This is a genomic window from Coprococcus sp. AF99-45 (assembly GCF_027663865.1).
Taxonomy (GTDB): domain Bacteria; phylum Bacillota; class Clostridia; order Lachnospirales; family Lachnospiraceae; genus Allocoprococcus; species Allocoprococcus comes.
Genome location: NZ_JAQDGZ010000010.1, coordinates 37,130 through 50,268, shown reverse-complemented (window position 1 = coordinate 50,268; position 13,139 = coordinate 37,130). Strand labels below are relative to the sequence as shown.

Annotated in this window: 14 protein-coding genes; 9 read left to right on the top strand and 5 right to left on the bottom strand. The window is 43.9% G+C overall.

From position 1 onward, the window contains the following. Positions 1-144: 144 nt before the first annotated feature. From PGR14_RS09105 to PGR14_RS09095, 3 genes are all read right to left on the bottom strand, one after another. Positions 145-1,326, bottom strand: a complete 1,182-nt coding sequence (locus PGR14_RS09105; protein ID WP_005333347.1) for a site-specific integrase — start codon at positions 1,324-1,326, stop codon at positions 145-147. A 34-nt stretch (positions 1,327-1,360) separates the two neighbouring features. Next, on the bottom strand, positions 1,361-1,555 hold the full coding sequence (locus PGR14_RS09100) for a DUF3173 domain-containing protein (protein WP_005333349.1): 195 nt from the start codon (positions 1,553-1,555) through the stop codon (positions 1,361-1,363). A 381-nt stretch (positions 1,556-1,936) separates the two neighbouring features. Continuing rightward, positions 1,937-2,254: a helix-turn-helix domain-containing protein gene (locus PGR14_RS09095; protein ID WP_005333350.1), complete on the bottom strand. Its 318-nt coding sequence runs from the start codon at positions 2,252-2,254 to the stop codon at positions 1,937-1,939. 192 nt (positions 2,255-2,446) lie between these two features. On the opposite strand from PGR14_RS09095, the gene PGR14_RS09090 reads away from it, so the two are divergent. From PGR14_RS09090 to PGR14_RS09055, 8 genes are all read left to right on the top strand, one after another. After that, positions 2,447-2,635 (top strand): 2-ketoisovalerate ferredoxin oxidoreductase, encoded by a 189-nt coding sequence (locus PGR14_RS09090; RefSeq protein ID WP_442872481.1) that lies wholly within the window; start codon positions 2,447-2,449, stop codon positions 2,633-2,635. Between the two features lie 398 nt (positions 2,636-3,033). Next, positions 3,034-4,173 (top strand): hypothetical protein, encoded by a 1,140-nt coding sequence (locus PGR14_RS09085; protein WP_005333353.1) that lies wholly within the window; start codon positions 3,034-3,036, stop codon positions 4,171-4,173. After that, positions 4,167-5,225: a YqaJ viral recombinase family nuclease gene (locus PGR14_RS09080; protein WP_005333354.1), complete on the top strand. Its 1,059-nt coding sequence runs from the start codon at positions 4,167-4,169 to the stop codon at positions 5,223-5,225. Before PGR14_RS09085 ends, PGR14_RS09080 begins: the two co-directional genes overlap by 7 nt. 51 nt (positions 5,226-5,276) lie before the next feature. Continuing rightward, complete coding sequence (gene recD2, locus PGR14_RS09075) at positions 5,277-7,514, top strand: SF1B family DNA helicase RecD2 (protein WP_173824886.1); 2,238 nt, start codon at positions 5,277-5,279, stop codon at positions 7,512-7,514. Positions 7,515-7,597: 83 nt separating this feature from the next. Then, positions 7,598-8,545: a hypothetical protein gene (locus tag PGR14_RS09070; RefSeq protein ID WP_005333375.1), complete on the top strand. Its 948-nt coding sequence runs from the start codon at positions 7,598-7,600 to the stop codon at positions 8,543-8,545. 54 nt (positions 8,546-8,599) lie between these two features. Further along, the gene (locus PGR14_RS09065) at positions 8,600-9,820 is read left to right on the top strand and encodes a CHC2 zinc finger domain-containing protein (protein ID WP_270223287.1); all 1,221 of its coding nucleotides are present in this window, start codon (positions 8,600-8,602) and stop codon (positions 9,818-9,820) included. Further along, a complete protein-coding gene (gene srtB / locus PGR14_RS09060; protein ID WP_270223286.1) occupies positions 9,817-10,599 on the top strand; it encodes a class B sortase in 783 nt (260 codons plus the stop codon). The genes PGR14_RS09065 and srtB overlap by 4 nt, the downstream gene beginning before the upstream one ends. 62 nt (positions 10,600-10,661) lie before the next feature. Beyond that, positions 10,662-11,024, top strand: a complete 363-nt coding sequence (locus tag PGR14_RS09055; RefSeq protein WP_243023830.1) for a hypothetical protein — start codon at positions 10,662-10,664, stop codon at positions 11,022-11,024. Positions 11,025-11,180: 156 nt separating this feature from the next. Here PGR14_RS09055 and PGR14_RS09050 read toward each other — a convergent pair whose 3' ends face one another. Both PGR14_RS09050 and PGR14_RS09045 read right to left on the bottom strand, forming a co-directional pair. Further along, complete coding sequence (locus PGR14_RS09050; protein WP_021865125.1) at positions 11,181-11,609, bottom strand: hypothetical protein; 429 nt, start codon at positions 11,607-11,609, stop codon at positions 11,181-11,183. Between the two features lie 63 nt (positions 11,610-11,672). Then, positions 11,673-12,017 carry a MazG nucleotide pyrophosphohydrolase domain-containing protein gene (locus PGR14_RS09045; RefSeq protein ID WP_008373991.1) on the bottom strand — a complete coding sequence of 115 codons (345 nt, stop codon included), beginning with the start codon at positions 12,015-12,017 and terminating at the stop codon, positions 11,673-11,675. A gap of 181 nt (positions 12,018-12,198) precedes the next feature. Between PGR14_RS09045 and PGR14_RS09040 the strand changes: the two genes are divergently transcribed. Continuing rightward, complete coding sequence (locus PGR14_RS09040) at positions 12,199-13,137, top strand: ParM/StbA family protein (RefSeq protein WP_173905322.1); 939 nt, start codon at positions 12,199-12,201, stop codon at positions 13,135-13,137. Positions 13,138-13,139 lie beyond the last annotated feature (2 nt).

Sequence of the window (13,139 nt, the reverse complement as noted above, 5' to 3'; positions counted from 1 at the left end):
AGAACGAGAAACATTACAGAGAATAATTCCTAAACAAAAAGCGTTAGTCTTTGTAGAATTTGAATAGTTGACGCTGGGCTACAAAGCCCGTAACCACGGGGCTTTGCGGCTTTGGGTGTTTGAAATTGCATTATCATTGCATTTTTATATTTCTTTGTGATACATTGCAGTATGCTGATTACTGGTATAATTAGCAATACTTTGAGAAGCTGACTGGTAGCTGAGAACCCCGGTCAGCTTCTTTGCAATCTCAATATTGGTGTTTGGATACAGATGACCATAAGTTCCTAGTGTCGTCTGTATTTTTTCATGTCCAAGACGCTCTTTAATCAGCAGTGGATTTTCGCCCATGCTGATAAGCAGGGAAGCATGCGAATGTCTCAGGGCATGAATTTTGATTCTGTGGACACCAGCTAAATTTGCCAATTTCTCTAATGCTCTTGGAAGCGTTGTTTTGCTGGTGGGTGTACTGTTATAACTCAGTACGAATCCACAATTTGGTAAAACCTTTGCCTGGACCGCCTTCCATTCTTGTAATTCCTTGATGGTATCAGCATCAATATAAATGGTACGGTTGCTTGCCTGCGTCTTAGGTTCAACGAATTTGTAGTCATTCATTGTTTTATAGTACAGTGTTTTACTAATAATCAGCATACCTGTTTCAAAATCAATATCATCCCACTGTAAGGCGGCAGCCTCTCCAATACGCATTCCAGTCATAAATAAAAGCCAGAACGAGATGAAGAGATAGTGCTCGTAGTAGTCACCTTTGTACAGCAGGGATATTACCTTCTGAAACTCCTCCAAAGTCCAGAAGTCAATCTTTACTTTTTTAGATTTGATATTGCCGATCATGCGGGCAGGATTCTTCTTTGCAAGTCCGAGGATAATCGCCCGGTCAAAAGCTAAACATAACATTCCCTGAACAATGCGTACATAGTTTGGACTGAATTGTTTTGCCAACTTGAGCTGCCAGGTCTGTACATTTATCGCTTCTATTTCGGACACTTTCTTCTTGTAGAAATAGGCAAAGTGTTTTTGAATGGTCGAGTAACGATTCTTGTAGGTACTTTCTTTCACCTGAGTTTTGTACCACGGAAGATAGATTTCTTCAATAAACTTTTTGAAGGTAATGTCTTCCTTCTTATCAGCTAATTCTTCCGTTGATGCAAGAATCAATTTGGAATACTCGGCACGGGCTTCTTTTTTTGTTGAGAATCCGCTGCGGTATTTTTGAATCTGTTTTCCGGTTACAGGATGATATCCGAGGTTGGCTCGAAAATAATAAGTGCCGTTTTCTGCTTTTTTAATTGGATCTTTTGCCATGATTTCACTCCTTACTAAAATGCAAAAAGCACGATCATTCTTGCTTATCGGGCAAAGTAATCCCTAATAATTCTTCAACGGCTTCTTTTGGAACCCTGTCTAATTTTCTGGATTGATAATAGGTATGCCCCTTTTCTACCATAAGTTCCTTTGCTTTTTTGATAATATCAGCAGCAAAGGAAGGACCGTAGCCTAATTCAATCAAATCCCTTTTTGTTACAGTTATCATGAATCTCCTTTCCACAGACAGGGAATCAACTTGATACCTGTCTATTATTATATCAAATTTTGAGTAAAAGTTCTCTAATAAAAGCGCTATAAGCTAAAATCCCAAAAGTCTATGTTATTCTTTCAGAAGCCAGTTCCTATGCCCGTTCCGGCCACGTAAAACGGTGTTACTTTGTAACTATTAAGCTGCAGGCGTGCGAAGATGCAAACTATCTGCAGTCACCTATATCAATCTCCCGAAAGATTTCTTTTGTTTTCAAGGTACGGCGAATGGATATATTACCCATTCAATTAAGGAATAGGGGGCTTTTCTTTAAGATTGAAAAATTTTAAGAAAAAATGATAAAAATAAAAGCTGCCTTGATTTGGCAGCCACGGAAATCTATTTGCGTTTTAGAGCCAGACGATTCAGCATGGAAATGAGCGCAAGCATATCCTCGTCATCGAGTTGTTTCATCAGATCAGTTGCTTTGTCAATCAGAGGAAGATTGTGCAGCTCTGAATCGAAGAACTGTTGAGGAGTGACTTCCAGATAGTCACAGATATCCAGAAAGCTCTGCATGGTAGGCAGAGAACGTCCGGAAGTGAGGGACTGGATGTAGCTTTTATTTTTGCCAAGATCCAGACTCATCTGATATTCAGATACATTTTTCTTTAAACGCAGTTCGCTGATGCGTTCTCCAATAAAGTTTTTATCCATACATTTACACCTCTCTTCCACATTTTAAACTATTTACTTACAGCAAATTACGGAATAAAATAGAGATATATTTGAAATATAGTGATTATTCCGTAATATAACCGTAATTTACTAAAATGATACAAAAAAAGAAATTATGGATGATAGAAAATGGATTTTGGGGTATGATGATAGCAAAGGAAGTGGATGTCTGTGCGGATTATAGGAAATGAGCAGGAAATTGAATGGGCGAAGGAAGCACTGCGGAATCAATGTAACGATTGTCCCTACTTGGACTGCTGTAATGAAAAGGCGAAAGAGGAGTCAAAGCAGTGTGGAACGGTTCGGTTTGGCTGCCAGGAGTATCTGAAAGAGAAGATTGAATTCGTAGTAGAAAAATAGATGTAGTATTTTGAACAAATATAAACACCATATATAGTATAAGCCTGAATTGACACGAGGAATATCTTGTGCTAGTATACTGATATAGTTTATTTTATGCACACCCTTTTTGGGGAGTTTCGGGATTCATAAGAATCTCCAAACTTACAGGAAACAGCAGGAGCTGATTCCTGGCATAAGTTGTTTATGTTTGTAGTGAGTGTCACGGTATGCCTTTTTTGGCTGCGTGGCACTTTTGTTTTTTCAGGAAGAAACCAGACTTTTAAGAATGAACAGAGAAAAGACTCTCTTTTCATTCTTTTTTTGTGCTTACATTTAGGTTTCGGCATAGTTGCATGCCACAACCAGCTTCGGCTGTTGATGGATAAATATTATTTTAAGAAAGGTGGAATAAGAACATGAATGAAGCAAGAGTGTATGCAGATGGATTTGAGAGATCCTTTGCAGAAGTAAAAGATCTGCTGGAGTTTCTGGCAGAGAGAGGAAGAAATGCCAAATGGATCAGAAAGCCAACGAATACGTTACGGCTGGCACCACTGGAAAAGGAGGCTCAAAATCTGGATGCGGCAGATGCATCCATGGAAGAAATTTTGGAGGATACAGAGAAGAATACGCAGCTTGTACTGAAAATGAGAGGAGAATCCTATCCGGTACGTGACTGTGCCATCCGCACCATTTTAAGCCGCGCAGGTGTCAATGGAGACGGGCTTCGCAAGCTGGATAAGGCAACATATGCGAAGGTAGTCAATTACTGCCTGCGGGTTGCAAAAGGGGATGCCCTGATTAAGATTGCGGACGGAAAGGTTTCCGCAGTACATGGCGGGGATAAACATGATTATTGCATCCTTGATATGAAAGCCATGTTTGAGACAACCTGCGAATATCTGAATCTGAATTTCAAAGGCAGTGTTTACATGGAGGGCTCTGGTATCTATGACCATTCCATTGTATCTGCCATGTGGAAGCTCGGAGGAAGTCAGGAACTTCTGGATACTTACCGAAAAGCACTGGATGCACACGGAATGGATGAGAAGATCCTGTCACCGGCACTTCGTTTTACCACATCTGACGTGGCAGCGAGCGGTGCAAATCTGTATCCGATGCTTTTGACAGACGGACCAAACGGCGTTATCAGTCTGGGAAGTCCAATCAAGCTGGCTCACGATAAAGGGGCAACGATTCTGGACTTCCGGAAAAATCTGGAGCAGGTATGCGCCCGCTATGTGGATGCGATGAAGAATCTTACTCAGCTTATGGACATTGAGATCCGTAATCCGGTGAACTGCCTGAAGCTGCTGATGAAGGAACTTGGCATTAAACAGAAGATCCGGAATGAGGTGGTGGAGCTATTTGTATCCCAGAACGGGGAAGGTGCCTGTACGGCACATGATCTTTATTATGCCATGAATGAAGCCTCCTTTTTTGCAGCCTGTGAAGGAATGTCCGGACAGGGCATCCTGAAGCTGGAGGAGGATATTACGAAGGCGCTTATAAAAGACTGGAAAAAATATGACGTTTATGGAGCAGTCAAATGTTAGGAGGAATTGGAATGAATAACAAAGCAGAGTATACACCGGAAAAGGTTGTGGATATCAGTAACCTGTCAAGAGAAGACTGGTTGGAATACCGCAAAAAAGGAATCGGCGGCAGTGATGTAGCGGCAATCATGGGGATCTCTCCATTTGCCACTATCCGGGATCTGTTTTACAACAAAACAGGTGTGCAGCCGGTCATTCAGGAGGAAGAGGAAAGCAACTGGGTTGCCAAGGAAGTCGGACACCGGCTGGAAGATCTGGTGGCAGAAATCTTTTCCAAAAAGACCGGACTGGAAGTATTTCCGGTACGTGTCATGTTCCGGCATCCATTATATCCGTTCATGCTTGCAGATGTGGATTTTTTTGTTCGTATGCCGGATGGGACATTTGCGATTCTGGAATGTAAAACCTGCAATTATAATGCGAAAGATAAGTGGGCTGATGAGGGTATTCCAGCTCATTATGTGCTGCAGGTAAGGCATTATCTGTCTGTGATGAATATGCAGAAAGCCTTTATCGCATGCCTGTATGGAAATAACGAGAATGAGTTTGTGTATCGTACCATTGAGCGTGATCTGATTGAGGAAGAAGACATCATTGATCAGGAAACGTATTTCTGGCAGGAACATGTATTGAAAAATGTAGTACCGCCGCATAACGGGAATTCCGATCTGGTTCTGGCAAATATCCGTAATTATGGTGGTTTTGCAGACAAATCTATTCCGGAAATTGTGCTTTCCGGTCTGGAATCAAAAAATCTTGAGAAGTATCTTACCCTTTCGGAGGAAAAGTCACAGTTGGAAAAACGGAAAAAGGAAATCGAAGCAGAACAGCGGGCAATCAGTGTTCCTTTTGTGGAACAGCTGGGGCAGGGCTGCAAGGCAGTGCTGGAGGACGGTACGAACCGTTACCGTATTACCTATAATCCGACCAGACGTACTTCGGTTGGGAAAGACCAGATGGAGAAGCTGAAAAACCAGCATCCGGATATCTATGAGGAATATACAAAAACAACGGAGAGCCGTACTTTCCGAATTAAGAAGGAGGCGGCGTAATGAGAAAACCAAATGAACGGATGCGGATAAAAAGCTGGAGGGATATAAACAATGAGGTGCAGATTTAAACATAAGATTTTCCAGAATGAGGAGAATGGGTATACGATTGCCATATTCACCACACAGGATACGTCTGTCCCCCTGTCAGCCAGAGACAAATATCTGGCATCCCGGAATATCATCGGCTTCTCAGCGATTGGATTCGGTCTTCCGCTTACAGACGAGATTGAGCTTGAGATGGAAGGCAGATGGGAGAGCGGAGAGCATGGAACTCAGTATCAGGTGGAAAATTTCATGGAGGTTGTACCACGGACAAAGGAGGGTATCTTAGGATACCTTTCTTCCGGTGCAATCAAAGGTATCGGTCCCAAGATGGCAGATACTATTTTCCGGAAGTTTGGGCTTCAGACACTGGAAATCATGGAAAACAACCCGCAGGAACTCTTGAAGATCCGTGGAATTTCCGAGAAGAAGCTGGCTGCTATTGTGGAGTCCTATGGAAAAAACCAGGTGTTCCGGGAACTGATGACGTTTCTGGCGCCTTTTAAGGTAACACCCAAAAAAGTGAATATGATTCTGAAGAAATTCGGAAATGAATCGGTGGATATTATCCGGCACCGCCCTTACATGCTGAGTGCAGTCAAAGGCTTCGGGTTTCTGACTGTGGATGCGATCGGAAGACAGTGCTGCTGTGCACTCAATGATCCCATGCGGATATCCGGGTGCATCGGACATATCATGAATCAGGCAATGAAAGAAGGACATCTGTTTAAGCAGCGTCAGGAGGTTATCAGGGAAGCACTGGAAATGCTGAACCGGGATCTGCAGGTCATGGCAGTATCGGAGCAGGATGTCAGTCAGGTGCTTTACCGGCTGGTGCTGCAAAAAAGCATTGTTGTGGAGGAAGAACGGATCTATTCTATCCGGCAGTATGAAGAAGAAACACAGACCGCTTCCATGATAGCCAGACGGCTTTTGGAGAAGCCGGTTTTGCTGTCCATTGAACCGGAGCTGGAAAAGGCACAGAAGACACTGGGGATCACGCTGTCAGAAACACAGAAACAGGCAGTGCGGATGGTGTTTGCACATCCCATCAGTATTATTACCGGAGGTCCCGGAACCGGAAAGACAACGGTTCTCAAGGTGATTCTCTATATCCATCAGGCGTTATGCAGGTCAGAGGTACAGCTTATGGCTCCGACCGGACGTGCGGCAAGACGTATGGTGGAGAGTACCGGCTGTGAAAATGCATCCACGATGCATCTGGCCCTGGGGCTTTTGGGAGATGATACGGATTTTGAACCGGATTTTGAGTACCTGTCTGCCGGATTTCTAAATGTAGATGAGGTGTCCATGGTGGACATGCATCTTGCCTATGAATTTTTCCGGCGGGTTAGCAGACATGCCAGAGTCCTTTTAGTCGGGGATAAGAACCAGCTTCCATCCGTAGGAGCCGGGGATGTGTTCCGGCAACTGATTGCCTGCGGGCTGATTCCGGTCACGGTACTGGATCTGGTTTACCGGCAGGGCGCTTTGAGCAGCATACCTTATAATGCAAAACTGATGCAGGAGAATAAGACTAATCTGAGCTTTGGGGAGGATTTTCAGTTCATTGCCTGTAAAGGAGCAGATGAAGCGGCAGAGATTGTCCGGAGGATTTATCTGGACGAGATTGCAAAAAACGGCATGGATCAGGTACAGATCCTGACTCCGTATCGGAAACGCAGTGCTGCCGGAGTGGATGAATTGAACAAATCTCTGGAGGATTTTGTAAATCCGCCAATCGCAGGGAAGAAGGAACTGCATATCGGCAGTCAGGTGTTCCGGGTTGGCGATAAGATTTTACAGAATAAAAATACCGAGATGGCGAGTAACGGCGATCTGGGCAGGATACTGGACTGTATCACGGATGAGGATGGAAATGCCAGGGCAGTGATCGGATTCCCGGATGGGCGGCAGGTGCAATATGAAGCTGACCAGATGGAAATGATCGAACATGCTAACGCAACAACCATCCATAAGGCACAGGGTTCCGAATGTCCGGTTGTCATCATCCCTTGGGTAAAAGCCTTTTATATGATGCTGAAGCGCAATATTCTCTATACCGGAGTGACCAGAGCGAAAAGAAAGGTTTATCTGGTAGGGGAATGGGCTGCAGTCTGTCAGGCAATCCATACGGATGACAGCGGGACAAGGAACACCATTCTGAGTGAGCGGATCGTACAGTATTACGATCAGTATCAGAGTGAACAGAAACCGGAAATGGAGCAGTTAAAACTTGTTGTTTAAAAATATTTTTCAATTTTTGAAATAAGCGGACTATTACTCTTATATAGGGGAACGTCTGCTTTTCTAAATGAAAGGAGCAGAGAATGAAAGAATTATTGTATAAGAAATCAGAGGCAGTTGCCGCTTTGAACCGTGTGGATGGCTTCCATCCGATGGAACTGGCAAGAAAGATTGGAGAAGAAGGGCAGGAGGAGCAGCTTTATCTGGATGTGAAATACCGGAAGCTATGGTTTCGTCTGGTCAATCCGGCAGGAAAGATCATCAGCCGGATTATCACTTTCACAGAGAACATGGCAGTTGTGGAAGCACGTATCTATCTGGATAAATGTGATCAGGAAGACAATTATGTAGCCAATTCCTTTTCGCAGAAATTCCGGAGCGATGACCCGAAGTTTGGAGACAAATTTCTGGAAATGGCAGAAACAGCAGCCGTAGGAAGGGCATTATCGGATGCCGGATATGGTGTGCAGTTTGCGGATGTGGGAGAGGAAAATGATCCTGCACAGGTAGATGCCGGAATTCCATATCAGAATCCACAGATGCCGGATTCAGGTGCCATGGAAAATGCAGCCATGCCGGATTCGGGTGTCATGCCAAATGCCCCTATGCCAACTTATGGAGAGATGCCAGGTCAGCCGGAATATGCAGGCCAGCAGATGATGAATCAGTTCTATCAGCAGGCACAGGCGGCGGGAAGCACCATTTACCATGGCAGTGGACAAATGCCTGGCTACGGTTCCGCTCCGGCTGCCTCTACGCCGCCAAAGACCGGACAGATGCTGCAGGGAGCATTACAGAATCTGGATACGTCCCTTCCGGTAGAAGAACTGATGAAACACATGAACTATGAAATGGCAGTCGGGACTGTGATTCCGGGAAAGGGAAAATACGGCGGAAAGACCATGGGACAGGTGGCAGTTGAAAGCCCGTCAACGATCCAGTGGTTTGCCGAGCAATATTCCGGACCGAACAATCTGGTTCCGGCGGCAGCAAAGGTAATTTTACAAAAAGCAATGCCGATGGCTGGTTAAGGAAGAACCCCGCAGAGAGCTTTTTTCTGCGGGGGAAAGGAGGAAGAGACCGGGATGTATTATGATATGTCTGGGTTTGATTATGGAATACTGGATGTGGTGCAGGTGCTGCATCTCAGAAAGCGGCGGGGAAACTATTATGACTGCCCGTTTTGTGGAGAGACGCATGGAAAACTGAATATCAATGTGGAAAAGAATGTATTCCGGTGCAACCGCTGTGATGCGTCCGGGGGGATGCTGAAGCTTTATGCGGATTTGCACAATGTTACACTCTCCGAAGCAAATCAGCAGATCCGGGAAGCATTAGGAAAAGGAGAATACCGGACGGATTATATCAAAGCAACGCCGGTACAGGAAGAAAAGGCAACGGCAGAGCTTGCACCCATAGAGGAAATCCACCGGACGTATCAGAGAATGCTGTCCATGCTCACGCTTAACAGGAAGCATCAGGAGGATCTGCAAAGACGAGGATTAAAACCGGAACAGATCGAAGCACAGCGTTACCGGAGTGTCCCGCTGTTTGGAATGAAGAAGCTGGTCAAAAGGCTGGCAGAAGAAGGATATATGGTGAAAGGCGTGCCGGGATTCTACCGGGATACAGACGGAAACTGGACGATTAACTTCAAAGCAGAAAACTCAGGAATCCTGATTCCCATAGTTTCTTTGGACGGGTTCATCCAGGGTTTTCAGATCCGGGTAGATCATGTGACTGACACGAAAAAATATATCTGGCTGTCCAGTGTCAATTATGACCAGGGAGTTTCCTCCGGAAGTCCGGTACATGTGATCGGTGATCTTGCCGCAGAACGTGTCTATCTGACCGAAGGAGCCTTAAAAGGGACCATAGCCCATTATCTGTCCGGCGCTACCTTTGTGTGCGTTGCCGGAGTGAACCAGTACCGGAATCTGAAACCGGTGCTGGAGCGGATGAAAGGATATGGGATGAAACAGCTTTTGGAGGCGTATGACATGGATAAGAAGATGAAAGTAGCCTGCAATAAGCATGACAGTAAGTGTGCGGTCTGTTTTGAGCGTTCCCCTGTTATCTGCCAGCATAAGGCGGAGAAACGGAGGATTATCCAGAACGGCTGCAATAAGGTCTATGAAATCTGCCGGGAGCTTTCCCTGCCGATGAACCGGATGGTCTGGGATATGGACGAGAACGGGGAGTGGAACGGGAAACTCAAGGGGATTGATGACTATTTAGCTGCCATCAAACAGAAGGAAGGAGCCGGAGCACAGACTTCGGCTCTTCAGAAAGGAGAACAATCATGAGGAAAAAAGGAAATACGGTGCTTGCAGGACTCATTATCTGTCTGCTGCTTGTTTTTCTCGCAGCGGCAGGAAAACTCTTTGGTGCTTATCTGAAGTATCAGAAAGGGGACGTAAGTTACGAGAAACTGCAGGAATATGTTCAGGAACCAGAGGAAGAAGAATCACCGGAGTCTGAGAAAGAAAAGGAGGAACCTAAGAATAGGTATCTAGAAATTGATTTTGCAGGTTTAAAAGCGGTTAATCCGGATGTCATAGCGTGGATTCAGATTCCGGCACTGGATATTAGTTATCCGGTGGTACAGGGGAAAGATAATGCATATTATCTTCATCACCTTTTTTCGGGAGAATCCAATATCAACGGGAGCATCTTTGTGGACTGCCATAATCAGCCGGACTTTACGGATCAGAATACGATCGTGTACGGGCATAATATGAAAAACGGGAGCATGTTCGGAACTCTGGATAAGTACCAAGACCAAACGTTATTTGAACAGCATCCGGAGTTTTATATTTACCTGCCGGGAAAGATTCTCAAGTATCGTATCTTTTCCTGCTATGCGGGAAGAACCGGAAGTGAGGGATATAGGTATCATTTCCCGGAAGCGGAAGATTTTCAGATATTTCTGGATACGGTGTCTTCTTATGGGGATTATGATACCGGCACCGAGCTGTCGGCAACGGATCGGATAGTTACGCTGTCTACCTGTGTCAATTCCAGACGGAATTATCGCTATCTGGTACATGGAAAATTAAGCAGTGAGATCATCACTGAGGAATAAAAGAATCATGCTGGTGTGAGAAGAAATTTCTTATACCAGCTTTTATTATGGGAGAAAATGTAATGGGAACAGCATTGGTTATGGAACACGCAAACGCACTGGCGCAGATGATAGTCAGTGAAAAGGACAAGTTATTCGATGAAAGAGTAGAGGCGCTTGTAAAACTCTATGGAAGGGCGGAATTTTATCTGAAGCAGGGATTTCTGGAGAGCATCGTCTGCGAGTTCCACCGAAAGAAAGTGGAAATGATTATGCAGGCGAAAACGAAAGGAGAGATTACGGAAATACTGAAATTATCAAAACCGCATTTTGATGGGAACAAGTTTGTCTATACCTCTCCGTATGCTGTGGAAGAGGAAGAGCTGCTCCTTTGGTCTCTGACATCACTGCAAGGTCCACTCCGGGATGAAGGGTATCAAAGATAGCGGGAATTATTTGAGAAGTGCCTGCCGGAATTGGTGGAAAAGCTTTCAGCATAGGACAATGACAGAACAAAAGAAAAAAGATACTAAGCATTTTTGAGAATGGTTGGTATCTTTTTTTCTTAGACAAACTGTTATTTGTTACTTAGGAACCGACCGTTAATATCCCCAAGTCATTAATTTCCACGTTCCGCCTTCGCTACGCGCCAACCACCATGACCATGTGTATTCTTCATTAGCGTTCCACGCTCCACCTCCATTTTTAGGTGACCTGAAACTACTATCAAACGAAATACATTGTGTGAAACTCTCTTTATTGTCATTTGCTTCCTCCAATTCATTCATCCAGGCAATATTATCCTCATTATTGCACGCATCATCAGATGTATAAGATAGGCTGTGCAATTCACACCCCTCAAAAGAACTAAATTGTTTCTTTATAACATCAATAGCTTCATCCATGTCATCTTTTGTGTATATAGATGATGTCCCATAATCAATAACTAAATTTTTTGTATTTCCTTTTCCACAACCAGCTAAAGATATAACAAATAAAAGACAAAGAACCATTGCTATCAATCTTTTCATAATCACTACCTCTTCAAATTCATATTTTTTTGCTCTGTCATTCATCCTGAACAACTGGAACTGTTAGTCGTTATCTTTCGTTCTGCGTTCCATTACAAACTGCTCTAAATTTATTCTGTGATTATACTTTATGGATGCATCCTTATCCTTAGAGAGTATAATATCATTCATATCAATTCCATTTAATGCAGCAATCGCAATAGTGTAGTGTACCACATCGGCTAATTCGTTACCTAATTGGGTTTGTAAATCCTCTTGACCAACAGATTTTCTACCTGCCTTTTTATTTAGTACTTCTGCCACTTCACCTATTTCTTCTACGAGTTTCATAAACAGGCTTTGGTCAATCCCACCATTTTTATAATGGTCGAATAAGTATTCTTGCAGTTCCTCTATTGTAATTTTCACAGTATCTTTTCCTCCGCAAATTCATATTTGATAATATGTTCATTATACTGTGTTTTACCAATGATATCAACGATATGGAAGTATACAGGAAGAAAAATTATGGAAATAGTTTTTAAAAAGTTGCACTTTAAGTATCTCCTACGTACAGAATAAGTATCAAGTACAAAGGAGTGAATGTAGCATGATAAAAAAATTAAGAGTAGCCGTGGATCACGGGAACCGGAACATGAAAACCTGTAATTTTGTATTTACCACTGGACTGACAGAACAGGACAAAAAGCCTGCCAGGGGAGAGAAGTATCTGAAATATCAGGGAAAGTATTATACCCTTAGTGAGAAGCGGATTCCGTACCAGAGAGACAAGACGCAGGACAGCAGGAACCGATTCTGGATTCTGACGTTATTTGCGATTGCAATGGAGCTGGAGCAGAAAGCGCAGATTCAGCCGGAGAATGTCATTCAGGTGGAACTTCCGATTGGGCTTCCACCGAAGCATTTTGCAGAGCTTTGTGAGAGATATGAACGCTATTTCAAATGGGACGGGAAGGTGCAGGAACTGTGCTTCAACGATAAAGTCTATCACCTCTGTATTCAGAATGTAATGGCGTTTCCGCAGGATTATGCAGCCATGATGACGAGAATGACGGAAATCCGTGAGATTCCGAAAGTCGTAGGGATTGATATTGGCGGATTTACTTCTGATTATCTTCTGATGAGAAGTGGCAGACCGGATATGGATTATTGTGATTCTCTGGAAAAAGGTGTGATTACCATGTATAACGATATCATTTCCAGTATTAACAGTGAATATGACATGCTTCTGGAGGAGGCAGATATCGACAGTATCATCAAGGGAAAAACGCAGTATTATGAGGAAGCTGTTGTACAGGCAGTAGAAACCATGGTTCAGAATTTTGTTACCGATCTTCTGAACAGCATCCGAGAGCGGGGCATTGATACAAAATCTACTTATACGGTGTTTATCGGCGGCGGAGCAGTGCTTCTGGAACGATTTCTGGAGCAGGCAGACCGGTTGGGAAAACATACCTTTATCCGGGATATGAAAGCAAATGCCGATGGATATGATCTTTTGTATCGCATGACACAGGCTGGAGTGTGATT

Bases quoted from the DNA above. Each gene is read 5' to 3' on its own strand.
- srtB (WP_270223286.1), top strand. From the start codon at position 9,817: ATGAGGAAAAAAGGAAATACGGTGCTTGCAGGACTCATTATCTGTCTG.
- PGR14_RS09055 (WP_243023830.1), top strand. From the start codon at position 10,662: ATGGGAACAGCATTGGTTATGGAACACGCAAACGCACTGGCGCAGATG.
- PGR14_RS09070 (WP_005333375.1), top strand. From the start codon at position 7,598: ATGAAAGAATTATTGTATAAGAAATCAGAGGCAGTTGCCGCTTTGAAC.
- PGR14_RS09065 (WP_270223287.1), top strand. From the start codon at position 8,600: ATGTATTATGATATGTCTGGGTTTGATTATGGAATACTGGATGTGGTG.
- PGR14_RS09085 (WP_005333353.1), top strand. From the start codon at position 3,034: ATGAATGAAGCAAGAGTGTATGCAGATGGATTTGAGAGATCCTTTGCA.
- PGR14_RS09040 (WP_173905322.1), top strand. From the start codon at position 12,199: ATGATAAAAAAATTAAGAGTAGCCGTGGATCACGGGAACCGGAACATG.
- PGR14_RS09105 (WP_005333347.1), bottom strand. From the start codon at position 1,326: ATGGCAAAAGATCCAATTAAAAAAGCAGAAAACGGCACTTATTATTTT.
- PGR14_RS09080 (WP_005333354.1), top strand. From the start codon at position 4,167: ATGTTAGGAGGAATTGGAATGAATAACAAAGCAGAGTATACACCGGAA.
- PGR14_RS09095 (WP_005333350.1), bottom strand. From the start codon at position 2,254: ATGGATAAAAACTTTATTGGAGAACGCATCAGCGAACTGCGTTTAAAG.
- PGR14_RS09100 (WP_005333349.1), bottom strand. From the start codon at position 1,555: ATGATAACTGTAACAAAAAGGGATTTGATTGAATTAGGCTACGGTCCT.
- PGR14_RS09050 (WP_021865125.1), bottom strand. From the start codon at position 11,609: ATGAAAAGATTGATAGCAATGGTTCTTTGTCTTTTATTTGTTATATCT.
- recD2 (WP_173824886.1), top strand. From the start codon at position 5,277: ATGAGGTGCAGATTTAAACATAAGATTTTCCAGAATGAGGAGAATGGG.